The 22,665-nt window shown below is 70.2% G+C and carries 21 protein-coding genes and 1 pseudogene; 14 read left to right on the forward strand and 8 right to left on the reverse strand.

From position 1 onward, the window contains the following. Positions 1–240: 240 nt before the first annotated feature. Positions 241–2,067 carry an acyl-CoA dehydrogenase gene (locus KM933_RS04215; RefSeq protein ID WP_221348417.1) on the reverse strand — a complete coding sequence of 609 codons (1,827 nt, stop codon included), beginning with the start codon at positions 2,065–2,067 and terminating at the stop codon, positions 241–243. Positions 2,068–2,339: 272 nt separating this feature from the next. Here KM933_RS04215 and KM933_RS04220 point away from each other — a divergent pair, with 272 nt between their 5' ends. The 3 genes from KM933_RS04220 to KM933_RS04230 all read left to right on the forward strand — a co-directional run bounded on the left by KM933_RS04220 (position 2,340) and on the right by KM933_RS04230 (position 5,497). Next, positions 2,340–2,837, forward strand: a complete 498-nt coding sequence (locus KM933_RS04220) for an SseB family protein (RefSeq protein ID WP_221348418.1) — start codon at positions 2,340–2,342, stop codon at positions 2,835–2,837. Positions 2,838–3,112: 275 nt separating this feature from the next. Beyond that, a complete protein-coding gene (locus KM933_RS04225; RefSeq protein WP_221348419.1) occupies positions 3,113–4,084 on the forward strand; it encodes a pirin family protein in 972 nt (323 codons plus the stop codon). Between the two features lie 258 nt (positions 4,085–4,342). After that, entirely contained in the window at positions 4,343–5,497 is a 1,155-nt protein-coding gene (locus tag KM933_RS04230; RefSeq protein ID WP_221348420.1) for an AI-2E family transporter, read from the forward strand. On the opposite strand, the gene KM933_RS04235 is transcribed toward KM933_RS04230, so the two are convergent. Further along, positions 5,425–7,680: an ATP-binding SpoIIE family protein phosphatase gene (locus KM933_RS04235; RefSeq protein WP_221348421.1), complete on the reverse strand. Its 2,256-nt coding sequence runs from the start codon at positions 7,678–7,680 to the stop codon at positions 5,425–5,427. The genes KM933_RS04230 and KM933_RS04235 overlap by 73 nt on opposite strands. Before the next feature lie 228 nt (positions 7,681–7,908). On the opposite strand from KM933_RS04235, the gene aspS reads away from it, so the two are divergent. Next, positions 7,909–9,678 carry an aspartate--tRNA ligase gene (aspS, locus tag KM933_RS04240; RefSeq protein WP_221348422.1) on the forward strand — a complete coding sequence of 590 codons (1,770 nt, stop codon included), beginning with the start codon at positions 7,909–7,911 and terminating at the stop codon, positions 9,676–9,678. 103 nt (positions 9,679–9,781) lie between these two features. Here the strand turns inward: aspS and KM933_RS04245 are convergent, their stop codons facing one another. Beyond that, entirely contained in the window at positions 9,782–10,102 is a 321-nt protein-coding gene (locus tag KM933_RS04245) for a hypothetical protein (protein WP_221348423.1), read from the reverse strand. Between the two features lie 379 nt (positions 10,103–10,481). On the opposite strand from KM933_RS04245, the gene KM933_RS04250 reads away from it, so the two are divergent. The 8 genes from KM933_RS04250 to KM933_RS04285 all read left to right on the forward strand — a co-directional run bounded on the left by KM933_RS04250 (position 10,482) and on the right by KM933_RS04285 (position 17,837). Continuing rightward, positions 10,482–10,652 carry a hypothetical protein gene (locus KM933_RS04250; protein WP_221348424.1) on the forward strand — a complete coding sequence of 57 codons (171 nt, stop codon included), beginning with the start codon at positions 10,482–10,484 and terminating at the stop codon, positions 10,650–10,652. An 85-nt stretch (positions 10,653–10,737) separates the two neighbouring features. Further along, positions 10,738–10,974, forward strand: a complete 237-nt coding sequence (locus KM933_RS04255; protein WP_221348425.1) for a hypothetical protein — start codon at positions 10,738–10,740, stop codon at positions 10,972–10,974. 1 nt (position 10,975) lies between these two features. Continuing rightward, positions 10,976–12,805 (forward strand): B12-binding domain-containing radical SAM protein, encoded by a 1,830-nt coding sequence (locus KM933_RS04260; RefSeq protein WP_221348426.1) that lies wholly within the window; start codon positions 10,976–10,978, stop codon positions 12,803–12,805. Positions 12,806–12,809: 4 nt separating this feature from the next. Then, positions 12,810–13,721 carry a multinuclear nonheme iron-dependent oxidase gene (locus tag KM933_RS04265; protein WP_221348427.1) on the forward strand — a complete coding sequence of 304 codons (912 nt, stop codon included), beginning with the start codon at positions 12,810–12,812 and terminating at the stop codon, positions 13,719–13,721. Next, positions 13,718–14,593 (forward strand): hypothetical protein, encoded by an 876-nt coding sequence (locus KM933_RS04270; protein WP_221348428.1) that lies wholly within the window; start codon positions 13,718–13,720, stop codon positions 14,591–14,593. Before KM933_RS04265 ends, KM933_RS04270 begins: the two co-directional genes overlap by 4 nt. Further along, positions 14,590–15,990, forward strand: a complete 1,401-nt coding sequence (locus KM933_RS04275; protein WP_221348429.1) for an MFS transporter — start codon at positions 14,590–14,592, stop codon at positions 15,988–15,990. Before KM933_RS04270 ends, KM933_RS04275 begins: the two co-directional genes overlap by 4 nt. Further along, a complete protein-coding gene (locus tag KM933_RS04280; RefSeq protein ID WP_221348430.1) occupies positions 15,987–17,315 on the forward strand; it encodes a hypothetical protein in 1,329 nt (442 codons plus the stop codon). Before KM933_RS04275 ends, KM933_RS04280 begins: the two co-directional genes overlap by 4 nt. A gap of 141 nt (positions 17,316–17,456) precedes the next feature. Further along, positions 17,457–17,837: a hypothetical protein gene (locus KM933_RS04285; RefSeq protein ID WP_221348431.1), complete on the forward strand. Its 381-nt coding sequence runs from the start codon at positions 17,457–17,459 to the stop codon at positions 17,835–17,837. On the opposite strand, the gene KM933_RS04290 is transcribed toward KM933_RS04285, so the two are convergent. The 5 genes from KM933_RS04290 to KM933_RS04310 form a co-directional block, all read right to left on the reverse strand. Continuing rightward, entirely contained in the window at positions 17,825–18,301 is a 477-nt protein-coding gene (locus KM933_RS04290) for a hypothetical protein (protein ID WP_221348432.1), read from the reverse strand. The genes KM933_RS04285 and KM933_RS04290 overlap by 13 nt on opposite strands. Before the next feature lie 226 nt (positions 18,302–18,527). Next, on the reverse strand, positions 18,528–18,929 hold the full coding sequence (locus tag KM933_RS04295; RefSeq protein ID WP_221348433.1) for a type II toxin-antitoxin system VapC family toxin: 402 nt from the start codon (positions 18,927–18,929) through the stop codon (positions 18,528–18,530). Continuing rightward, positions 18,926–19,822 (reverse strand): hypothetical protein, encoded by an 897-nt coding sequence (locus KM933_RS04300; protein ID WP_221348434.1) that lies wholly within the window; start codon positions 19,820–19,822, stop codon positions 18,926–18,928. Before KM933_RS04300 ends, KM933_RS04295 begins: the two co-directional genes overlap by 4 nt. A gap of 580 nt (positions 19,823–20,402) precedes the next feature. After that, positions 20,403–20,600, reverse strand: coding sequence for a DUF397 domain-containing protein (locus tag KM933_RS04305; RefSeq protein ID WP_221348435.1), 198 nt, complete (start codon positions 20,598–20,600; stop codon positions 20,403–20,405). Between the two features lie 8 nt (positions 20,601–20,608). Then, positions 20,609–21,460 (reverse strand): helix-turn-helix domain-containing protein, encoded by an 852-nt coding sequence (locus KM933_RS04310; protein WP_221348436.1) that lies wholly within the window; start codon positions 21,458–21,460, stop codon positions 20,609–20,611. Positions 21,461–21,678: 218 nt separating this feature from the next. Between KM933_RS04310 and KM933_RS04315 the strand changes: the two genes are divergently transcribed. After that, the gene (locus KM933_RS04315; RefSeq protein ID WP_221348437.1) at positions 21,679–22,122 is read left to right on the forward strand and encodes an ATP-binding protein; all 444 of its coding nucleotides are present in this window, start codon (positions 21,679–21,681) and stop codon (positions 22,120–22,122) included. Further along, positions 22,113–22,601 (forward strand): annotated as a pseudogene (locus KM933_RS04320) (hypothetical protein); the annotation flags it as partial. The gene KM933_RS04315 and the pseudogene KM933_RS04320, both read left to right, overlap by 10 nt. Positions 22,602–22,665: the final 64 nt, after the last annotated feature.

The following is a 22,665-nucleotide window of genomic DNA, read 5'->3' on the forward strand; positions in this document are numbered from 1 at the left end:
GGGCCCGCTCCCGGGGATGGGAGCGGGCCCTGGTGAGAGGTCTGTGCGGGTCCGGACGTTCCGTTCGTTTCCGGGGTGAGCCGTGCCGGCGGCGGGTGTGCGGGGGCCGGTCGCGCGGTTCCCCACGCCCTGTCCCCAAGGGCCGCACCCCCGTCCCCAAGGGGTTGCGCCCCGGTTCCCAAGGGGCCGCACCCCCGTCCCCGAAGGGCCGCGCCCTGGTCCCCGGGCCCCGCAGGGGGGTCAGAACGCCGTCTCGTCCAGTTCCATCAGGTCCAGGTCGACCGCCTCGGCGAGCTTGCGGGCCGTGGCCACCGTAGGCAGGACGTTCGCGGCGAAGAACTTGGCCGCCGCGATCTTGCCCGTGTAGAACGCGCGGTCCTTCGCCGAGGCCGTCTCCAGCTTCTCGGCGGCGACGGCCGCGCCCTTCAGGAGCAGGTGGCCGACGACGACGTCCCCGGCGGCCATCAGCAGGCGGGTGGTGTTCAGCCCGACCTTGTAGATGTTCTTGACGTCCTGCTCGGTCGCCGCGAGGTCGGTGAGCATCAGGCCGACGACGGCCTCCAGCTCGACGGCCGCCCCGGCGAGGTGCTCGCGCGCGGCGGACAGCTCCTCGCCGCCCGTGCCGAGCGCCAGGAACTTCTTGATGTCCTCCGCGAGCGAGTTCAGCGCCGCGCCCTGGTTGCGGACTATCTTCCGGAAGAAGAAGTCCTGGCCCTGGATCGCGGTCGTGCCCTCGTACAGCGTGTCGATCTTGGCGTCCCGGATGTACTGCTCGACCGGGTACTCCTGGAGGAAGCCGGAACCGCCGTACGTCTGCAGCGACTGGGCGAGCTGCTCGTAGCCCTTCTCGGAGCCGTAGCCCTTCACGATCGGCAGGAGCAGGTCGTTCATGGCCTCCAGGGCGGAGGCGTCCGCGCCCTCGGCCTCCTTGACCTGGATCTCGTCCTGGATCGCGGCGGTGTGCAGCACGAGCGCGCGCATGCCCTCCGCGTACGCCTTCTGCGTCATCAGCGAGCGGCGCACGTCGGGGTGGTGCGTGATGGTGACCTTGGGCGCGGTCTTGTCCATGAACTGCGCGAGGTCGGGGCCCTGGACGCGCTCCTTGGCGTACTCCAGCGCGTTCAGGTAGCCCGTCGAGAGCGTGGATATCGCCTTCGTGCCGACCATCATGCGGGCGAACTCGATGATGCGGAACATCTGGCGGATGCCGTCGTGCTTGTCGCCGACGAGCCAGCCCCTGGCGGGGTGGCGGTCGCCGAACGTCATCTCGCAGGTGTTGGACGCCTTGAGGCCCATCTTGTGCTCGACGTTCGTCGCGTACACGCCGTTGCGCTCGCCCAGCTCGCCGGTCTCGAAGTCGAACTCGTACTTCGGGACCAGGAACAGGGACAGGCCCTTGGTGCCGGGGCCCGCGCCCTCGGGGCGGGCGAGCACGTAGTGGAGGATGTTCTCCGACATGTCGTGCTCACCGGACGTGATGAACCGCTTCACGCCCTCGATGTGCCAGGAGCCGTCCTCCTGCCGGACCGCCTTCGTGCGGCCCGCGCCGACGTCCGAGCCGGCGTCCGGCTCGGTGAGCACCATCGTGGAGCCCCACTGCCGGTCGACGGCGATCCTCGCGATGTGCTTCTGGACCTCGTTGCCCTCGTCGAAGAGGATGCCCGCGAACGCGGGGCCCGAGGAGTACATCCAGACCGCCGGGTTCGCGCCGAGCACCAGCTCCGCGTACGCCCAGATCAGGGAGCGGGGCGCGGTGGTGCCGCCGATCTCCTCCGGCAGGCCGAGCCGCCAGTACTCGGAGTCCATGAATGCCTGGTAGGACTTCTTGAAGGACGCCGGGACGGGCGCCGTGTTCGTCTCCGGGTCGAAGACGGGCGGGGTGCGGTCGGCGTCCGCGAAGGACTCCGCCAGCTCGTTCTCCGACAGGCGGGTCAGCTCTTCGAGGATGCTCTTGGCGGTCTCGGTGTCCATCTCCGCGAACGGGCCGGTGCCGTACAGCTTGTCGCGCCCGAGCACCTCGAAGAGGTTGAACTCGATGTCGCGGAGATTCGACTTGTAGTGCCCCATGGCGACGGCTCCGTTAGGGATCGGGGAGGTGGTGATTCCTCGTACCTGGTTCGAGCTGCGGATGCGGGTCTGCCCGCGCCCGGTTCGCGTACCAACTGGTGGCTACGATCTGGTAGCTACGATGATGCTACCCGTCGGTAATAAGAAGCAACCCCTGGCCGTCCAAGTGTGAGCAGGGTCTACATTCGGATGCGAGTCGGCGGGGCCGCCACCTGTTCGACGAAATCCGGCATGCGCGGCCCCGGGCCCCCTGCCGTCGGTACGCTTGGCCCATGTACGGCTACGACCAGAACGTGGGACCGGGGCAGCAGCAGTACGCGCAGTCCCAGCCGCCGCCCCAGCAGCAGATGCCCGGTGGGGTCGGTGGGGTCGGCGGGTACGGCCAGCAGCCACCGCTCTACCCCGAGCCGTCGCCGCCGTCGCTCGCGGACGCCGTGCGCGCGTTCACCACGGGTTCGCTGACCCCGGAGGACTTCCAGCAGATCTTCGCCACGTCCAAGGTCTACTGTCCGCGCGGCGACAACCCCGGGTTCCTGGCGCTGCACAACACCCAGCAGCCCGTGATCCCGATGTTCACCTCGCTCAAGGAGCTGCGCCGGTACGCCGGCAAGGAGTCCAAGTACTTCGTGATCACCGGTGCCGAGGTGATCGACCTGCTCCCCACCGGGTACGGCTTCGTCCTGGACATGGAGGGGGAGCACCGCATCGTCTTCGACGCGAAGGCGGTCGAGCAGATGGTGGACTTCGCGATGCGCCGCATGTACGGCTGAGGTCTTTCCCGGTCCTGCCCGGATCGGTGGCCCGCATCCGGTGGCCCGGGTGTGTTGTGCGCCGCGGGCCGGCGGGGGCCGTTCGCGCAGTTCCCCGCACCCCTTCGAAGGGGTGCGGGGAACTGCGCGATCAGTCACCCATGGGCCGCCCCCGCACGACGGCCCCGCCCCGACCACCCCATGACGCCCGGAGGGAATTCCCTCCGGGCGTCCCGCGTTCCGGGTGGCAGAAAGTTCTACATTCAACTAAACTCGAAGCACAAGGAGGTACCGACATGCCTGCAGTGACCGTCGAGAACCCGTTGGCCCTGCCCCGTGTGGTGGCGTCGACCGAGGCCGTGGCCCGTCCCGTGCTGACCGTGACCACCGCGCCGAGCGGCTTCGAGGGCGAGGGCTTCCCGGTCCGGCGCGCGTTCGCCGGGATCAACTACCGCCACCTCGACCCGTTCATCATGATGGACCAGATGGGCGAGGTGGAGTACGCGCCGGGCGAGCCGAAGGGCACCCCCTGGCACCCGCACCGCGGCTTCGAGACCGTGACCTACATCATCGACGGCGTCTTCGACCACAAGGACTCCAACGGCGGTGGCGGCACCATCACCAACGGCGACACCCAGTGGATGACGGCGGGCTCGGGCCTGCTGCACATCGAGGCCCCGCCGGAGTCGCTGGTCATGTCGGGCGGTCTCTTCCACGGCCTGCAGCTGTGGGTGAACCTCCCCGCCAAGGACAAGATGATGGCGCCGCGCTACCAGGACATCCGCGGCGGCTCCGTCCAGCTGCTCTCCACCGCCGACGGCGGCGCGCTCCTGCGGGTCATCGCCGGTGAGCTGGACGGCCACGAGGGTCCCGGCATCACGCACACGCCGATCACCATGGTCCACGCGACCGTCGCGCCCGGTGCCGAGCTCACGCTGCCGTGGCGCGAGGACTTCAACGCCCTCGCGTACGTGATGGCGGGCCGCGGCACCGTCGGTGCCGAGCGCCGTCCGGTCCACACCGGCCAGACGACCGTCTTCGGCGCCGGTTCCTCGCTGACCGTCCGTGCGGACGAGCGGCAGGACTCGAACACGCCTGACCTGGAGGTCGTCCTGCTGGGCGGCCGGCCGATCCGGGAGCCGATGGCCCACTACGGTCCGTTCGTGATGAACACCCGCGACGAGCTGCAGCAGGCATTCGAGGACTTCCAGAAGGGCCGCCTCGGCACGGTCCCCGCGGTGCACGGCATGTCGGAGGGCGGGCTCTAGGCCCCGACGCTCCCCGGGAGGGCCCCTGTCCGAACCGGACAGGGGCCTTTTCCGTCCCGGCCCTTTCCGACCGGGCCCGTTTCAACGGGCTCGGTCCGTCCGGGCCCGTGCGTCCCGGCTCATGGGTCCTGGTCCGTGCGTTCCGGCCCGTGCGTTCCGGCCCGTGCGTCCCGGTCCGTGCGTCCCGGCCCGTGCGTCCCGGTCCTCGTTCGGTCCTGTGGGAGTGCCGCCCCGACCGCCGCGTGCTCAGGTGAGAACGTGCAGTCCCCTCCCACCGGGTCCGCCGGGAGCCGCGCCGAATCCGTCGGGAACGCTCCCGGAGCCGATCCGCTCCTGCCCGGGCCCGTGCGCCGCGTGGCCGCCTGGTGCCTCGTCGTGCTGCTGGTCACCGGGGTCGTCCTGGTGGGGGTGCGGCTGTGCGAGGAACTCAGGACCGCCGTGGTGCCCGTGCTGCTCGCGCTCCTCGGCACCGCCCTGCTCGGGCCGCTGTACCGGTGGCTGGTACGGGCGAAGGTCAACCGGTCGGTCGCGGCCGGAGCGACGTGCGCGGCCGTGGTCGCCGTCGTCGGCGGGGCCGCCTACATCGTCGTCGCCGCGCTGATCGACACCGGTGACCAGATCGCCGCCTCGCTCAAGGAGTCGGCCCGGTGGCTGTCCGATCACTTCGGGACGGCCGGCACCTCCCTGGACGACCTCGCCTCCGATGCCTGGGAGCTGCTCGGCAAGTTCGGCGGGACGGCGGCGTCCGGGGTGATCAGCGGATTCGGTGTCGTGGGGGAGGCCGTCGCCATGGCCGTCCTCGCGCTGCTGCTCGTCTTCTTCTTCCTGCGGGACGCGCACCGGGTGCCCGGCGTCCTGCGCTCGCTGGCGCCCCGGCGGTCGGGGGACACCGTCGAGGCGATGGCGCGGCGGGCGTACCGGGCCGTCGAGGGGTTCATGCGCGGCACGACCCTCATCGCGCTCATCGACGCCGGCTGCATCACTGTGGGGCTGCTCGTGCTGCGGGTGCCGGGAGCGCTCGGGCTGGGCGCGCTGGTGTTCGTCGGCGCGTACATCCCCTACCTGGGCGCCTTCCTCTCCGGCGCGGTGGCCGTCCTGGTGGCGCTCGCCGACCGGGGGTTCGTGATCGCCCTGTGGGCGCTGGGGATCGTCCTGGCCGTCCAGGTCCTGGAGGGGCATGTGCTGCAACCGGTGATCCAGAGCCGGACCGTCCAGATGCACCCCGCCGTCGTGCTGCTGGCCATCACCGCGGGCGCGTCGGTCGCGGGGATCCTCGGGATGCTGCTGGCGGTGCCCCTTACGGCCGCGGCGTTCGGGGTGGTCGCGGAACTGCGGGGCCGTTACGCGTCCCCGTCGCCCGGGGGAGCGGAGACGGCACCCTCGGGCAGCTCCGGCCCGGGCTCCTTCTCGTAGAGCTCGAACCAGATGCTCTTGCCCTCGCCCTGCGGGTCGACCCCCCACGCGTCGGCGAGCAGCTCGGTGAGGACCAGGCCCCGCCCGGAGGAGGCCATCTCACCGGGGTGCCGCTTGTGGGGCAGGTCGTCGCTGCCGTCCGTCACCTGGATCCGTATCCGGCGGGCAGCCGCAGTGCCCGTCACCCCTGCCGCGCCCGTCGCCCCTGCCGCGCCCGCCCCCTCTGCCGTGCCCGGCGCACCCGACACCTCGGCGACGAGCAGTGCGTCCCCGTCCGTGTGGACGAGGACGTTCGTGATCATCTCGGAGGCCAGCAGCACCGCCGAGTCGACCTGGTCGGCGGAGGTCCAGTCGTGCAGGAACTCCCGCAGCTGCTGCCGCGTCACCGCGACCTTCCGGGGCTCGGCCTGCGCGACGGTCAGCACGGTGCGCCGTACGGCGGGCCGCGGGAACGCCGAGCCGCCGGGAGCGTAGTCCTCCTCTCCCGCCCGGTACAGCAGCAGTACCGCTATGTCGTCCTCGCGGCGGTCCACCAGAGGGCCGGTCGTGTGGTGCGAGGAGGGCCCGTGCACGCCCTGGACCAGCGCGTCGGCGAGCACTTCCATGTCGCCGTCGTGGTCCTCCAGGATCCTGCGGATCCTGAGCCAGCCGGTGTCCAGGTCGTGCCCGCCGGTCTCGATCAGCCCGTCCGTGCAGAGCAGCATCGTCTCGCCGGGCTCCAGCACGATCCGCGTCGTCGGGTAGTCGGCGTCCGGGTCGACGCCCAGCGGCAGTCCGCCCGCGGTGGCCCGGCTCAGCACGGTCCCGTCCGCCATGCGGATCGCCGGGTCCGGGTGGCCCGCCCTGGCCATCTCCAGTACGCCGGTCTCCGGGTCCACCTCCACGTACAGGCAGGTCGCGAAGCGCGGGTCCGCCGCCTCGTCGTCGGACGTGATCCCGTACAGGAAGCGTGAGGCGCGTGAGAGGACCGCGTCCGGGCGGTGCCCCTCGGAGGCGTAGGCCCGCAGCGCGATCCGCAACTGGCCCATCAGCCCCGCGGCGCGTACGTCATGGCCCTGGACGTCGCCGATGACCAGCGCGAAGCGACCGCCGGCGGGGCTCGTCCGCGCGGTGCCGCCGGGCAGCGGGATCATGTCGTACCAGTCGCCGCCCACCTGGAGGCCGCCGCCCGTGGGCACGTACCGGGCCGCGACGCTCATCCCCGGGATCTTCGGTCCCAGGGTCGGCAGCATCGAGCGCTGGAGGCCGTCCGTGAGCTCCCGCTCGGACTCGGTGACGCCGGCCCGTGAGAGGGCCTGCGCCAGCATGCGCGCCACCGTCGTCAGCACGGACCGTTCGTCGGGTGTGAAGGTGACCGGATACGTGAAGGCCGCCATCCACGCGCCCATCGTGCGCCCCGCCACCGTGAGCGGCAGGAACGCCCAGGACCGGCGGTCGAAGTGCTGGACGAGCGGCCAGGCGGCCGGATAGCGGGCGTGGTAGTCCTCCGGGGAGGAGAGGTAGACGGCGCGACCGGTGCGGACGACCTCCGCGGCCGGGTAGTCCGTGTCCAGGGGCATCTGGGAGAACGGGTCCTCGTCCCCCGGCTGCTGCCCGTGGTGGCCGATGACGGTGAGCCGGTCGGCCTCCGCGCCGAAGACCGCGAGCCCGTCCGGCGAGAAGCCGGGCATCGACAGGCCGGCCGCGACCCTCAGCACCTCGGACGTGGACCGCGCCTCGGCCAGCGCGCGCCCCGCGTCCAGCAGGAACGCCTCGCGCGAGCGCCGCCAGTCCCCCGTCACGGGGGTGCGCGCGGCGGCGCCCGGCGGCGGCTCGGTGACCTCCTGGAGGGTGCCGATGAGCTGGTACGACCCGGTGTCCGGATCGATCGACGGCTTGGAGCGGCTGCGCACGGTGCGGACCACCCGGCCCTGGTCGTCCATGACCCTCAGCCGCAGCTCGGCGAGTGTCCGCTCGGCGGCGGCGAGCTGGACGACCCCGTTGACCTCGTTCCAGTCGACGGGGTGGAAACGGGCCCGTATGCCGGCCTCCGTGAGCACGGCCGGCTCCGCGGGCAGGCCGAGGAGCCGGGATGCCTCGGCGTCGAGAGCGACCTTCCCGGCGGCGTGGTCCCATCTCCACAGGCCGGTGGCGAGGGTAACGAGGACGTCCCCCACAGAAGGAAGGGGATCATCTGTGCGCATTGACCCACTGTATGAACAGGTGAACGAGAGGTGCCACCGAGGCAGGTGAGGCGCAGACGGCCGCCTGTCCCCGCGGGCTCTCCCCGCGCGCGGTCGCGCGGCTTTCCCGAAGACCGCGTCGGAGGCCACCCCGGAGGCTATTGCGGGCGGCGATCACGGGGCGGCCGGTACCCTTGCCTGTGTTTCACGTGAAACACGTCCCCGATCGCGAAGACTGGATGAACGACGATGCATCGGTACAGGTCCCACACCTGCGGCGAGCTCCGCGCCTCTGACGTCGGCAGCGACGTCCGGCTGAGCGGCTGGCTGCACAATCGCCGAGACCTGGGCGGCATCCTCTTCATCGACCTGCGCGACCACTACGGCATCACGCAGCTCGTCGCCCGCCCCGGCACCCCTGCGTACGAGGCCCTCGACAAGGTCTCCAAGGAGTCCACGGTCCGGGTCGACGGCAAGGTCGTCTCGCGCGGCGCGGAGAACGTGAACGCGGAGCTGCCGACCGGTGAGGTCGAGGTCGAGGTGGGCGAGGTCGAGCTGCTCGGCGCCGCCGCCCCGCTGCCCTTCACGATCAACACCGAGGACGGTGTGAACGAGGAGCGGCGCCTGGAGTACCGCTTCCTCGACCTGCGCCGTGAGCGCATGCACCGCAACATCCTGCTGCGTACGTCGGTCATCTCGGCCATCCGCCACAAGATGACGGCGCTGGGCTTCAACGAGATGGCGACCCCGATCCTCAGCGCGACCTCCCCCGAGGGCGCGCGCGACTTCGTCGTCCCGTCCCGGCTGAACCCGGGTCGCTTCTACGCCCTGCCCCAGGCCCCGCAGCAGTTCAAGCAGCTGCTGATGATCTCGGGCTTCGACCGGTACTTCCAGATCGCGCCCTGCTTCCGTGACGAGGACGCGCGCGCGGACCGTTCGCCGGGCGAGTTCTACCAGCTCGACGTGGAGATGTCCTTCGTCGAGCAGGAGGACGTCTTCCAGCCGATCGAGAAGCTCATGACCGAGCTGTTCGAGGAGTTCGGCAACGGCCGCCACGTCACCTCGCCGTTCCCGCGGATCCCGTTCCGCGAGTCGATGCTCAAGTACGGCTCCGACAAGCCGGACCTGCGGGCCCAGCTGGAGCTCGTCGACATCACCGACGTCTTCGAGGGCTCGGAGTTCAAGGCATTCGCCGGCAAGCACGTACGGGCGCTGCCGGTGCCGGACGTGTCCGCGCAGCCCCGGAAGTTCTTCGACCAGCTCGGCGACTACGCGGTCTCGCAGGGCGCGAAGGGCCTGGCCTGGGTGCGGGTGGCCGAGGACGGTTCGCTGACCGGCCCGATCGCCAAGTTCCTCACCGAGGAGAACGTCGCCGAGCTGACGAAGCGCCTGTCGCTGGCGGCCGGCCATGCGGTGTTCTTCGGCGCGGGCGAGTTCGACGAGGTCTCCAAGATCATGGGTGCGGTGCGCGTCGAGGCCGCCAAGCGCGCCGGGCACTTCGAAGAGGGCGTCTTCCGCTTCTGCTGGATCGTCGACTTCCCGATGTACGAGAAGGACGAGGAGACCGGGAAGATCGACTTCTCGCACAACCCGTTCTCGATGCCGCAGGGCGGTCTGGAGGCCCTGGAGACCCAGGACCCCCTGGACATCCTGGGCTGGCAGTACGACATCGTCTGCAACGGCGTCGAGCTGTCCTCCGGCGCCATCCGGAACCACGAGCCGGAGATCATGCTCAAGGCCTTCGAGATCGCGGGCTACGACCGGGAGACGGTCGAGGAGCAGTTCGCGGGCATGCTGCGCGCGTTCCGCTTCGGCGCACCTCCGCACGGCGGCATCGCCCCCGGTGTGGACCGTATCGTCATGCTCCTCGCCGACGAGCCGAACATCCGGGAGACCATCGCGTTCCCGCTGAACGGCAACGCGCAGGACCTCATGATGGGCGCGCCGACGGAACTGGACGAGACGCGGCTGCGTGAGCTGCACATCTCGGTGCGCAAGCCGGTGAACCAGGCGAAGTAGGGCCCGTCCGGGCCCGGGCCGGGAACCGACAGCACGTCGCTGTGGGGCGGTGCCACCTCTCCGGAGGTGGCACCGCCCCATGGCTGTTCGGTCGCCCGGCTGTTCAGGGGAGGGCCCCGTGGTCGTCCTCGTCGGGGAAGGTCTCGCGGTCCGGGGACGGGGGGAGCGGCGGGAGGCGCAGGTCGCCCGGTACCGGTCCGTCGCCGCGGCTCCGGGCGTAGCGGTGCACGCGTACGTCCAGGTTCAGGCGCCGGGACTTCCTGCTGAGGCGCCGCCGCTCACGTCGCCCGGCCTCGTCGTCGTCCAGCTCGTGGTACCTCCGGCGGTTCTCCCAGAAGGAGCGTTCCTGGGCGGCCGCCGCCTCTCCGGGCGTGCCACTGCCGGGACCGCCCGGCTCGTCCGCGTCGCCCGTCTCGTCTGCCATGGTTCACACGGTGGCACGAATCGGCGATTACGGGGAGTGCGTATTCGACTTTTCTCATACGGGTGAAAATGGTTTGTCTCAGGACGTAGAGATCCGGACATGGCGCATTCCCTGTAACTGTAAGTCACCTGTACGTGGAGCGGTCCACTCCGATCCGGAGTCACCGCGCGGGACCTGCCCGGCGAAGGAACGCACCCCCTCACGCACCCCCTCGCGCGCTCCCCGACGCTCCGGCCCCCGGGGTCACTTACCGGCCATCCATCTCGTTGACCGCGAAGCGCCCCTCGTCGCACGCTCCTCCAGCACGCGGTCTCCCCGTTCCCGGGGCGGCTTCGGAGGGGCCCCAGGCTGCCCGGGGCCGGACGAGAGGAAGACAACGATGGCCCTCAGCACGGAGAACCAGCACAAGCCGGTCCGCAAGTCGCTGACCGAGCGCACCCAGGACGAACTCGAGATCGCAGGGTTCGACGAGGTCGAGACCCCCGAGGCGGACATCGTCAGCCTCGGCGGCGCCAGCTACACCAAGATGCTCGGCAAGATCTACTCCTGACGGCTCCCTCGGGGCTCCGGCGCGCGAGACACCGGAGCCCCGAGATCCGCCGTGCCGGACCCCGGAGAGCGAGAGCCGTTTTTCGATGCAGCGCATCACCTCGGAACTGCCCTACTTGGACCAGGCAGGCCATGTCTACGTGCCGCTCGCCGGACCGGCACGCTCCTGTCTGAAGCTCAACCGCCACGCGTCCCGGATCTGGCGTGAGGCCCTGCGCCGCCCCGTGGACCTCGAAGACCTGCCCGCGCCGGACCGGGACTTCCTGCTCGGCCTCACCCGGCGCGGCGTCCTGCACACCGCGCCCGCGCCGGAGGGAGGGTGAGATGGGTCCGCCGACACAGCCGGCCATCGCCTTCGTCAACCCCTCGGTCGGCTTCTCCGACCGCCGCAAGTCCAAGCCGATCGGGCTGGCCTACATCATGGCCTACCTGGAGAAACACGGATTCCCCAGCTCGGGCTTCGACTTCGGGGACTCCGAGGACGACGCCGTCGAGCTCGCCGGGACCTACGGTCTGGACCGCTTCGACGTCGTCGGGTTCTCCGTCTACAACGAGTCGCTCCGCGCGGCGGTCGCGATGGCCGGGTGGATCAAGAGCCGTCGCCCGGACTGCCTGATCGTCCTCGGCGGCCCGCACGCGACCGCCGTGCACGAGCACATCCTGCGCCGCCATCCCTGCGTCGACGTCGTGGTCCGGCGCGAGGGCGAGGAGGCGATGCTCGAACTCGTCCGCGGCCTCGGCGACCGGGCCCGGCTGACCGGAATCAGGGGCACCACCTGGCGTGCTCCCGACGGCAGCGGGGATGACGGCAGCGGGGATGACGGCAGCGGGGATGACGGCAGCCGTGGCGGCGGCGATGACAGCAGTGGCGGCACTGGAACCGGCACCGGCGCCGTTGGCCTGCTGGTCAACAAGGACCGGGATCTCGTGCCCGACCTCGATCAGATCCCGTTCCCCGACGCCGAGTTCACCTCGCACTCCGGCTACCCCGACCTCACGTACTACGACGAGGTCCAGGGCAGGCTGAAGGCGGCGCTGACGATCTGCAGCAGCCGCAGCTGCCCGTACAACTGCTCCTTCTGCGGTGTGCTGACCATCGGACGCACGTACCGGTCGCGCGAGGCGGAGCGGGTCGTCGCGGAACTGTTCCACTTCCGTGAGCGGCACGGCGTCACCTACGAGCACGTCTACTTCAGCGACGCCAACTTCTTCGTGTCGCCGGCCCGTGCCCTGGAGGTCGCCGAGGCGCTGTACGAGGCCGATCCGCGGGTCACCTTCAGTTTCGGCACCCGGGTCAACCAGATCCTCAAGGCAGCCGAGGTCCTGCCCCGCCTCAAGGAGTGCGGGCTGCGGTTCATCGAACTCGGCATCGAGTCCGCCTCGGAACCGGTCCTGGAACGGCTCGCCAAGCATGTGAAGCCCGAGGTCAACATGGCGGCCGTACGCCTGCTGCGGCGTCTCGGCATCGAGATCTCCCTCGACTTCATCATGCTGGACCCGGCCACCACCCTGGCCGACATCCGCGCCAACATGGAGTTCCTGCGCGAGGCCGGCTTCTACGACTACGTACCGCACGACCACCTCTACACCGCCCTCGTGCTCTACGAGGGCACGCCGATCCGCGACTTCTACGCCCGGCGGTTCGGTGTCGTCTTCGACCCGGACGACCTGCCCAACCCCTTCGCGCTCTTCGAACTGACCGAGGTGCAGCGGTTCAGCGACACGCTGCGGGCCTTCCGGAAGCAGTGGCAGGGCCGGATCGACCGTGCCCTGGCCCAGGGGGAACTCGCGCTCGCCTCCCTCGGGGACGATTTCGCGGAGGACGGCTCCCGGAGGGACGGCCCCCCGGAGGTCGGCTCCCGGAGAGCCGGCTCCCCGGGGTACGGCGAGGGCTTCTCCCGCATGTCGCACGCCCGGCTGCAGCTCGACGTGGTGTCGCTGCGCCACGCGCCCAACCTCTTGGCGGAGCGGCTGCTGACGGACGCCGAAGCCGGGTTCCCGCTGCTGGACCGGGGCGGACTGGAAGCTCTGCTGCCCTGCCCGGGACACGACGGTGTCCCCCTGCACGACCTGATCGCACGCACCGAGGCCATGGCGCGGGAGGCGGGCTGCGCGCGGGCTCCGGACGCCGTCGGCCCGCACGGGAGGGACTAGCCGCATGACCGCGACAGTCAGCACGAGCATCACAGGCAGCACGAGGTACCCGATCCCCGAACTGGGCCCGCCCGGTGTCCACGGGATCTGCTTCAGCTGCGACTCGATCAAGGGCATGGACACCGCCGAGGAGACGGCCATCCGGCTCGGCTCCACCGCGACCTGGTACGGCGTCGGAATCCTGGCCACCGACCAGGAACTGGCGGAGTACTGGGCGGAGTTCTGCCGCCGGCACGGACTGCACGCGCTGTTCCACCCGCTCGACCTGGACGTGTGCGGTACCGACCCGCTCGACGACCGGCTGCTGCGCTCGATCGGGAAACGCGCCGACGAACTGGGCTCACCCTGGCTCAACATCGACCTGGCGATGTGGGTCCGCGAGGGGGAGACGCTGCTGGAGTCCCTGGTGCCCATGGCACTCGTCGACGAGGCCGTCGACCGGGCGGTGGACCGGATCAAGCACGCCCAGGACGTCATCGGCCGTCCGCTGACCGTCGAGAACGCCCCCTATCCGTTCGTGGTCGGCGACCGGGACATCCTCACCCTGATGACACGGATCGCGGAGCGGGCCGACTGCCTCATGACCATCGACGTCGGGCACCTCTACGGACTGAGGACGCAGTGCGGTCTGCCGCCGGTGCTGCCGAGCGACGACGACATCGCCTGGGACCGGGTCGTCGAGGCGCACATGAGCGGCACGTTCCTGCGCCGCTTCGAGGGCGGGGTGCGCGTGGTCGACGACAAGCACGACTGGCCGGTCGGCGAGGAGGTGTGGGAACTCGCCGACGCGCTGCTCCCCCGCGCTCCCCGGCTGCGGTCGGTGATGGCCGAGGCGGAGGGCATGAGCGCGGACGAACTGACGAGCAGCGTACGGCGCTTCGCCGCCCGCGCCGACCACTGGTGGAGCGCCTCGTGACCCATGAAACGGTTCTCGACGCCTCCGACGCCTCCGATCCGTCGGCCGCCCCGGCCGCCCCTCTCGACTACGTCAGGGTGACCGACACGACTTGGCGCGTCCTCAACGCGACCGCCGGGCGGCGCGCCGAACTGCTCGACGCGCTGCCCCCGGCCGAGCGCGCGGTCGTCGCCGCGGGCACGTCGGGGCCGGGCTTCGCCATGGAGCAGGCCCGGCGCCGCAAGACCGTCGCCAACGTGCTGAACGTCAGTTTCCCGGTCACCTTCTTCGCGTACTACGGGCGGACCGGCGCGGAGGGCCTGCACACCTTCCTGGACAGCGGGTTCTGGCAGCGCAGGCCCGCCCAGCCCGGGTCCGTGTTCCCGCCCGCGGCCACCGCGTCGGCCGCCTTCGCCGGGTTCCTGCGCGCCTCCGACTGGCTCGCCCGGCAGGAGGACTGGGTCGGCGAGGCCTTCGCCTTCGAGGACGCCCACCTCTTCGGCGGCGCCACGGCCGGCCCGCGCCCGTGCCCCGCCGGCCGCCCCCGCCTGGTGTCCGGCGCCTGGACCGCGGAGGCCACGTTCGACGTACCCGCGTACGGCGGGCTGCTGCGCGAGCGGGGCGCCGTCGATCCGTGGACCGAGGCGTTGCTGATGGTCAAACGCCGTCCCGAACCGCTCGCCGTCGTGTCGGTCCCGGCCGGGGAGCGTATCCGCCGGGTGCGGCTCACGGGTGACACCGTCGCCGCGTTGCGCTGGCTGTGGGACACCGGCGTACCGGTGCCCGAGGGCGCCACCGGGGCGCCCGCCTACGCGAGGGCGGTCGGTGCCGGACTGGTGGACGCCGCCGGACCGGTGGACACCGCCGGACCGGTGGACGGGGCCGCTCGGTGACCTCCGGGACCCCACGGCCTCCCGACCAGGCTTCCGTTCAGCAGGTCCAGCAGGTCCAGCAGGTCCAGCAGGTCCAGCATGCCGAGCGTGTCCGGCACGTCCGCCGGGGCTATCTGCTGGTCTCCGGTCTCGACTGCTTCGCCGACATGCTCCTCACCGTGACGTCGGTCCTGCTGTTGCAGTCGCTGGGCATGGGCTCGGGCGCGGTGTTCGCCCTGATCGCCGCGGTGTGGATCGTGGAGGGGGTCTCCGAGATCCCCACCGGCGTCCTGGCCGACCTGCTCGGCCGTCGCGTCTCGGTCGCGATCAGCTTCGTCCTGCGGGCGATCGGCTACGGCGCCCTGTTCTTCAGCGGCGACGTGTACGTCGCCGCCGCCGGGGTCCTCCTCGCCGCGCTGGGCGGCACCTTCGCCTCCGGCGCCCTGGAGGCGTGGGCCGTGGACGAGACGAGGGCCGGGGATCCGCGCGGCCTGGACCGGCTCTTCGCCCAGGGCAGGATCGCCGAGAACACCGGCCTCGTCCTGGGCACGCTGGCCGGTGCCGCGCTGGGCACGCTCGACCTGACGCTGCCCCAGATCGTCGCGGGCGTCTGCTGCGCGCTGGCGGCCGTCCTGTCCCTGCGGCTCATGACCGGCGAATCACGCCCGGACGGGTCGAAAGGCCCGGACCGGACAGACCGTCCTCGTGAGGCGTTCGCCCCGCGACTGCGGGCATCGTGCGGCGAGGTCATGACCGGGACCCGGCTCACCCTGCGGGGCGACAAGGTGCTGATCGCCCTGATCGTCGCCACCGCACTGCTGTGGCTGTTCCGGGGCGTCCCCGGCGTGCAGTGGACGGTGGTGTACGAGGGACTCGTCGGCGGAAACCTGCTGGTGCTCGGTGCCATGCGCAGCGTCGGCTCCCTGCTGGAGATCCCGCTGCTCGGCTGGACCCTGAGATTCCAGAAACGCCGGGCCGCCGCGCGCCGGACCGTCATCGTCACCGCTTCCGCGGCCGGCGCCCTCGCCCTCGCCGGTGCCGCCGTCGTGCGGGAACCGGCCGTCTCCGTCGTCTGTTACGTGTGCTTCTCCACGGCGTTCGGTCTGTGCATGCCCGGTGTGCGGGCGGCCGTGAACGAGCGGATCGAGAGCGGGCACCGCGCCACCGTGCTGTCCGTGGCCTCGCTGTTCAACAGCCTGTTCACCGGCGGCGGGCTGGTCCTGACCGGCCTGGCCGTCGACGGACTCGGCAGCGTCGTCCCGGCCTGGCCGCTCGCGGCGGCCGGCTTCGGCCTCGCGGGCCTGTGGGTGGCGTCCCTGGCCGCGCGCCGGGACACCGCATCCCCCGCCGGACCGACCCGGGAGACGCAGACACCGGCGCCGCCGCCGACGGGCCCTCAAGAGGTGGGCGCGCCATGACCGCCGCCGCTTCTCCCGTTCCCGCCGCTGCCGACGACGCGTACGTCGAGGACCTGCTCGCCGATCTCCAGCTGGAGCGGGCCGGGCTGCCCGGCCGGAACCGGAATCCGGTACCGGCGGCCCTGCGAGCCGTCCAGGCCGCCGACGAACTGGACGGCCTGGGTCTTTCCCGGTTCGTCGCCGAGCTCCTGGGCGGGACGGCACCCGTGCCCGCCCCCACGGCCGTACTCGACCTGGAGGCCGACGAGGAGGGCAGGCGGGCCTCGTACGAGGTCTGGTGCGCGGAGGCGCGCGAGCTGACCGGGGAAGTCTGGCGGTGGCTGGCCGACCGGCGCCGCGCCTCCGGTGAACTGCCCTGGTGGTGCGGCGGGTCGGCGTTCCCGCTGCCCCGCGAGTCCGTACGGCGGCTCGCCGGGATGGCGCCCCCGGTGCCGGACCTCTCGGAGACCGCCGAGACCTGGGCCCACCGAGCCGGACCGACCAGCACGGCCGCCACTACCGCCATCGCGGAGTACAACTGGCGCTGGCTGCTGCTGGGCAAGGGGGCGCTGGGGCCGCACGACGGCGGCATCCGGCCGCCGGGACTGCCCGAGCTGAACGAGTTGATCACCCTGCTCGTCGGAGAGGCACGGCGGCGCGGACTGCTGCCGCTCGCCCACCGGGTGCGGGTGCTGCGGCGCCCGAACACCCCGTCGATGGTCATGCCCGTACGGCTGCCCGGTTCCTCACTGCTCTCCCTGCCGACCGCCGTCACTCCGGTGACGGTCCAGTACGTGCAGCACGAGCTGGCCCACCTCGCCGAGCACGCGCTGCGTCCACGGGATGCCCCGCTTGCCGAGCGGTGGGCGTTCGACCCGCTGCGGTCGGAGGGCTGGGCCCTGCTGCTGGAACACCTGGCCGGGTCGACCGTGTTTCTGGCACGGCTGGGGATCGAGGAGGAGACCGCGGTGCTCCTGGCCCGTTTCCTCGCCGAGGAGGAGTACTTCAGCCGCGGACTGATGGCGGCGGACCTGGCCCTGGACGCCGACCTCGCGGGCTGCCGTACGCCCGCCGAGGCGCTGGACGCCGCGTCGGCCGTGGCCGACGGCACCGGGCTGCGGTGGGCGCCGGAACTCCTCCTGCTGCGGCAGACCCGCATGCTGCACTGGCGTTCCTACCTCGCGGGTTACGCCTGGCGGGACACGGTCCGCAGCGGGCTCGACGCCCGCTTCGGCGCCGGCTGGGCGGACCGCGAGGATGCCTGGGCCCTGCTGCGGAGCGCGCTGGCGCGTACCGGACCGGCGGGGTCGGCGGCCGGATTCCTGGACGCGCTGCACGTTCCCTAGTCGTCGGGGGCGAGCCGCCGGGGGCGGTTCCGGGCCCGTTCGCCGCGCGCGATGCCGGGAAGAAGGGAGGGGATCAGGCGGCTCACCCCGTGGGGCGCCGACGGTGCCGAACGGGACGACCGGAGACGACCGGAGGGGAACATGGGACACACCGTGCTGCTCGTACTGCTGCCGATCGCCGCGCTGGTGGCCGCCGCGGTGGTGGTCGCCCGACGCCGCCGGTCGCACGCGATGTCCGGCCCCGGCCCCGGCGCACGGGTCCGGGCGGGGGCCGACAGAAGCGCGGCGCGGTCCCTGACGGACGCCACCACATGCCTGTGCACGGCCCGCGGTGAACTGGCCACCGCTCGCACTCCGGTCCAGTACGCGCAGGTCACCCGGACGGCCACCCAGGGCCTGCGCCACATCCGCAGGGCCCGCACCGTCCTCGGCCTGGACCCGGGTCCGTTCCTGCCGGAAGAGGGGGACCGGCGGTGCGGTTGCGATTCCCTGAACCGGCCGGACCGGGCTCAGATGTCGTAGGTGCCGTCCCAGGGCGGGCGGAAACCGAGGCGGTCCGGGTAGAGCTCGGCCCACGGCTCACCGTCGTCCTCGCCGGTCAGCAGGCCGAACAGCACGTCGTCGCGGACCAGCCGGAAGGGCTGGACCGCGATGTCCGTGTAGCGGCGGCGCGGCAGGCTGCGGAGGAGTTTCGCGAGGTGGGCCTGGGCCTGGGCGAGGACCGAGTGCGGCCCGTGCGGGGCGCGCTGCTGCTCGGCCCAGGTACCGGCGCACCAGATCTCCGAGTCACGGTGACGGCCCTGCGCGTCGAAGGTGTGGAGCACGGTGAAGAGGCGCTTGCGCTCTTCCCAGCCGTCGTCGGGGCGGTAGTCCTCGGGGAAGGCGTAGGTGACCGACCCCAGGAACTGCCCCTGCGCGTACTGCCCGACGGCATCGGTGCGGTGGCGCGGCTCGTACGCGATCGGGATCACCTGGGGGACTGCCATGACGAAACCATACGGATGCATCGTGCACATGCCAGGAGCGGGGTCCCGTAACGGGCCGCGGACCGCGGGCTACCCGGCGGCGAAGATGTCCTCGGCCACCGGCACGACGACGGCCCGCCGGAGCCACTGCCGCAGGACCTCGGGCCGACAAAAAGGACCCGGGCGTTCTGCCCGGGTCTGAAGATCGATATGTGCCGTGCGCTGCAAACACCTGAGGCGTATGAGTCTACGAAATCAGCGAAAGACCTGGAAAGCCGGAAAAGTGCCGGACGTTGCCAGTGAGGAGGGGGCAGTTGTAATAAATTGCCGTCGCCGCGATCCAGAGGTCATTAGTCTGGTGAGGCTGCCCCAGAGGGTGCCCCAGGCTCTGCGCCTGGCTTTTCAGCTTGCCCCACAAGCGTGCCATGTCCGCATCGTACGGGGCGACCAGATAACGTCGTACGGCTTCTTCGAGAGCCGTTAACCTGCGATCCCCCCATCCCGCCTTCGCCGCACCGTAGTAGATTTCTGCGACCGAGGTGAAGGAGAGCGTGGGAACAGTGCCGGTTAAATGGGATTTGTAGTCGTCTGTATCGACTCCGGAAAAAAGACGCGAGAAGACATCGGTGTCGACTACGACATAACTCATCGGTCATCACCGCGAACCGACGAAATCGCGGCCAGAAAGTCGTTTATTCCGTCGATGTCTCCTCCGGACAGTTCATCCACCGAGGCGAGGGGCGCGACGTGCTGCTCCCTGGCCAGATCATCCAAGGAGCGGGACGACGGGGAGTCGATCGGACCGATGTCCAGAATTCGTAGAACCCGAATCGTGGATCCGTCCGGTTGCATTTCAGCGATGCCGTGCGCCATGACCAGCTGGTCCATGCAGTCAAGAACCCTGTCTCGAATCTCGGAACCAAAACCACATTGGATGCTTCCGGCATAGGTGTCGATGCGGCACAGCAGTGAGGCGGGCGAAAAATCACCCATCTGCAAACGCCCCACCACGGTTGCTTCGCTCTCGACCAGTGAGAGGGAAACCGCGCGTAATGCCTTCCGTAGTCCGCTGTTGAACTCGAATTCTGGCGCACCGGTGGAGGCGACGCGGATCCGTGTGATTCCCTTTGCGCCGATTCCGCCGGTGAGGGAACGCAGCCCGTTGATCACTTGCGGTGTGAATGCCTCAGGGAGCGGCTCGCCCTGCTCAAGGGCTTTCACTCCCCTGGCCAAAGTCGTGAACGACTGTTTCAGCAAGCCATCGTCGTCCCATGACCGTTGACCCGTTCTGGCAACTTGGAGAACGGCGGATCCGCGCTCAAATCCGACGAAATCCAGTCTGACGGCGTCGACGATCTCCCGAGGTCGACGCCCCGCCTTTATCTGACTTCCATTGAGAGCAAGAGCCAGTCGTTCCAGGGTGGCCTGCATCTCACTCGCGATGCGCGCCAGTTCGGCAAGAGGGATGCGACCGCCCTCCGTCGAGGGGCCCGACGCGTAGAGAGTTGCCTTGAACCCGTCATCCTCCGAATCGGAGGCCATCGGTCCACCTCCTCTGTCCGACCATGCGATGCTCCCGTGCTGTGACTGTACCCACGCACGATCCGCATCACTACGCTTTCGCACAGCGTTCACCCGACCCCCGCCCGTAGGTTCCTGCTTTCTCCAGCGGATACGCCGTCGTCCCTGTGGCTCGCTCGTCTCCCCCGCTTGCGCGCGTCGGACCGGACCTCTCTGAGGGCATCGCAGGTAGCCATGAGTCGTCAGATTTCAGCGTGTCTGCTGTTGTGCCGCGCCGAGCGTAGAGCGAGCAACCTGTCTCGGAACCGGCCGATCCGGGAATGCTCACTCGCACGAGTGAACGCCTGCCGTGGGCGGGAGGGGTGGGGCTTGCTGGGGTTTCTTTCCCTCGCGTGGTTCTTTGGGGAGAGTGTCAGGTCCGCCGGAACGCACGTTTTCAGGATCCGGTGTCTCGGCGCACGGGACGGAGGAGTCGGGCTTCTGGGGTCCGTCGTCGTCCCACCGGCTCCGTCGGCGGGACGGCGGCCGGAGTTCTCCTCGGACCCCGCTCACCGAAGGCGAGCGGACTGCTCGGGACTTGGCTTGGCGTTCCGGACCTCTTTCACGTGCCCTTGAGGGCGCCGGAGCGTATGCCGTGGAGGAGGTGGGTGAGGGGGGTGGGGGTGGTGACGAGTTCTGTGGAGGGGGTGTCGCTCTCGCGGAGGTGGATGGAATAGGAGGTGGAGGCGAGTTCGACGCAGTTGTTGCCGTCGGCGCCTCCGGAGAAGGAGGACCTCTGCCAGTTGTCGGGGGCGGTCACGGGGCGCCTCACAGTTCCTTGGCCAGTTTGTGGATGAAGTCACGCGATCGTTCGGGTTCGAGTGACACGGCTTCAACCTTACGGAAAAGGGTTCGAAACGCTCCGAGTTGCGCCTCGGAGTCGATGAAGGCCGTGCCGTGAGCCGTATCGCGAAGTGCGGTGTCCAGTTTGGGTACGGCGCCACCCGCGTACGTCATTGCGCTCCAGGCTCCGCCGAATTCGTCCAGCTCGAAGGGGATGACGCGCACAGTGATGTGATCAGCTTCAGAGAGTTCCAGGATGCGGGTGAGCTGAGCCCTTGTGGCACTTCGGTTGCCGACTCGGATACGTAGAGCCGCTTCGTGGATCACTGCTTCGTAGGGGATGGGTGCCGGACCGTTAATGATCACTTTGCGATCCATGCGATGGCTCACGCGTGATTCCAGGTCGGCGTCCGGGAGTACGGGGACGCGGTACGAGAAAAGACCGCGAGCGTAGTCCTCCGTCTGGAAGAGGCCGGGGACATGCAGGAACTCGGCATCGAACCGGTGTGAGGCGTGATGTTCCAACTCGGCGATGTCCAGGAACGAAACCGGAAGGATGCCCTGGTACTTCTCCCACCAGCCTTGGGTCCGCTCGGTTGCCATCGCTACCAGTGCATCGATCAACTGCTCGTCGGTGCAGGCGTAATTGGCGGCGAGTCGACGGACGGTGTTCTCACTCATGCCGACGACCCCGGACTCGATCTGACTCAACCGTGCCGAGTCCGTTCCCAGAGCCGCAGCAGCCTCGCGTCCCTTGAGTCCGGAAGCCTCACGCAGCCTTTGCAACTCGGTGCCGAGGCGCGTCTGGCGTGCGGTCGGCTGCCGTCTCCGAGCCATGGGGTTCTCCTCGTCGCAACGGCGCTGAAGGCTGCCTCGTTCGGGGGCAGATTATGGCAGCTGGTTGCATGAGACCAACTTTGGTCTCTACTGTCAGTGACGCGACGCACACTATGCGAATTTCGGGGCTCCGGAAGCGCACCACTCCGTCCTGCCACGACGGCTGCGGCATGCCACTGCCCCCCACCTCGACCCCTTTCACGGAGTGGAGTTCACGCATGCCGCACAACGCCATCGAACCCTGGGAATACACGCTCAGTATCCCCAACGACCCCCGCGCGGTGACGGTCTGCCGCCGGACCCTCCGTCCGATCCTCACCGTCCACGGGCTGATCGGTCTCACCGATGTCGCCGAGCTTCTCGCGGCGGAGCTCGTCTCCAATGCCGTGTGCCACACGAAAGGGCCCGCCGCCCTGCGTCTGCGATGGCGGGACGAAATCCTGCGGATCGGCGCGTGGGACGGGGACCCCGAACCCCCGCGGCCAGCCCCGTCGGTGTCCGACCTGGCGGGAGCGGGAGCGGGGGCGGGGGCGGGGGCGGAGACGGAATCGGGGCGGGGCCTGGCCCTCGTCCAGGCCTGCGCGGACGTCTGGGGCTGGCACCCGCTGTCGAAGGACGGCGGCAGGAGCAAGTACGTGTGGTGTGACCTCGGCGTCGCGTAGTTCGTTGGCCCGAGAACGTGCCGCTGATCACGGACGAGCGCGAAGCCGCACGGGACGTACCGCTCGCCGCGTTCTCGGCGATGACGCATGGCAGGGGCCCGCAGGCCGCCGCCATACGGGAGACCCTCGCCACCGCACTGCAGACCCTCGACCCCGACACCGCGGCGGTCTTCGCACAGTTCACCGAGTCGTGCCTGGTAGATCCCCAGGCGAAGCAGATCTGGAGGGACCTGATGACGGCGATCAACTACTTCCTCAGGCACGAGGTCGCCGAGAAGGTTCGCGAGGAAGGGCGCGAAGAGGGGCGGCTGGAGGACCGGGCCGACATGACACTGAACATCCTCCAGTGGCGCGGCATCGAGGTGCCCGACCCGGTGCGCGAGCGGGTGCGTGCTCGTGCCGACATGGGGCAGCTCGACATCTGGGCGCGGCGTGCGGTGCACGCGACCGATGCGGCGCAGCTCTTCGAGGGCGACTGAGCGCATCCCGGCCGGGGGGGCGGGCCGGGCGGGCCGTCGCGTACGGAGTTCGCTCGGGAGGGAG

Source organism: Streptomyces beigongshangae (genome assembly GCF_019710745.1).
Taxonomy (GTDB): domain Bacteria; phylum Actinomycetota; class Actinomycetes; order Streptomycetales; family Streptomycetaceae; genus Streptomyces; species Streptomyces beigongshangae.

What these genes read in the sequence shown, in the direction of transcription:
- KM933_RS04215 (WP_221348417.1), bottom strand. Translation starts at nt 2,067, where the DNA reads ATGGGGCACTACAAGTCGAATCTCCGCGACATCGAGTTCAACCTCTTC.
- KM933_RS04220 (WP_221348418.1), top strand. Translation starts at nt 2,340, where the DNA reads ATGTACGGCTACGACCAGAACGTGGGACCGGGGCAGCAGCAGTACGCG.
- KM933_RS04225 (WP_221348419.1), top strand. Translation starts at nt 3,113, where the DNA reads ATGCCTGCAGTGACCGTCGAGAACCCGTTGGCCCTGCCCCGTGTGGTG.
- KM933_RS04235 (WP_221348421.1), bottom strand. Translation starts at nt 7,680, where the DNA reads ATGCGCACAGATGATCCCCTTCCTTCTGTGGGGGACGTCCTCGTTACC.
- aspS (WP_221348422.1), top strand. Translation starts at nt 7,909, where the DNA reads ATGCATCGGTACAGGTCCCACACCTGCGGCGAGCTCCGCGCCTCTGAC.
- KM933_RS04245 (WP_221348423.1), bottom strand. Translation starts at nt 10,102, where the DNA reads ATGGCAGACGAGACGGGCGACGCGGACGAGCCGGGCGGTCCCGGCAGT.
- KM933_RS04250 (WP_221348424.1), top strand. Translation starts at nt 10,482, where the DNA reads ATGGCCCTCAGCACGGAGAACCAGCACAAGCCGGTCCGCAAGTCGCTG.
- KM933_RS04255 (WP_221348425.1), top strand. Translation starts at nt 10,738, where the DNA reads ATGCAGCGCATCACCTCGGAACTGCCCTACTTGGACCAGGCAGGCCAT.
- KM933_RS04260 (WP_221348426.1), top strand. Translation starts at nt 10,976, where the DNA reads ATGGGTCCGCCGACACAGCCGGCCATCGCCTTCGTCAACCCCTCGGTC.
- KM933_RS04265 (WP_221348427.1), top strand. Translation starts at nt 12,810, where the DNA reads ATGACCGCGACAGTCAGCACGAGCATCACAGGCAGCACGAGGTACCCG.
- KM933_RS04280 (WP_221348430.1), top strand. Translation starts at nt 15,987, where the DNA reads ATGACCGCCGCCGCTTCTCCCGTTCCCGCCGCTGCCGACGACGCGTAC.
- KM933_RS04285 (WP_221348431.1), top strand. Translation starts at nt 17,457, where the DNA reads ATGGGACACACCGTGCTGCTCGTACTGCTGCCGATCGCCGCGCTGGTG.
- KM933_RS04290 (WP_221348432.1), bottom strand. Translation starts at nt 18,301, where the DNA reads ATGGCAGTCCCCCAGGTGATCCCGATCGCGTACGAGCCGCGCCACCGC.
- KM933_RS04295 (WP_221348433.1), bottom strand. Translation starts at nt 18,929, where the DNA reads ATGAGTTATGTCGTAGTCGACACCGATGTCTTCTCGCGTCTTTTTTCC.
- KM933_RS04300 (WP_221348434.1), bottom strand. Translation starts at nt 19,822, where the DNA reads ATGGCCTCCGATTCGGAGGATGACGGGTTCAAGGCAACTCTCTACGCG.
- KM933_RS04310 (WP_221348436.1), bottom strand. Translation starts at nt 21,460, where the DNA reads ATGGCTCGGAGACGGCAGCCGACCGCACGCCAGACGCGCCTCGGCACC.
- KM933_RS04315 (WP_221348437.1), top strand. Translation starts at nt 21,679, where the DNA reads ATGCCGCACAACGCCATCGAACCCTGGGAATACACGCTCAGTATCCCC.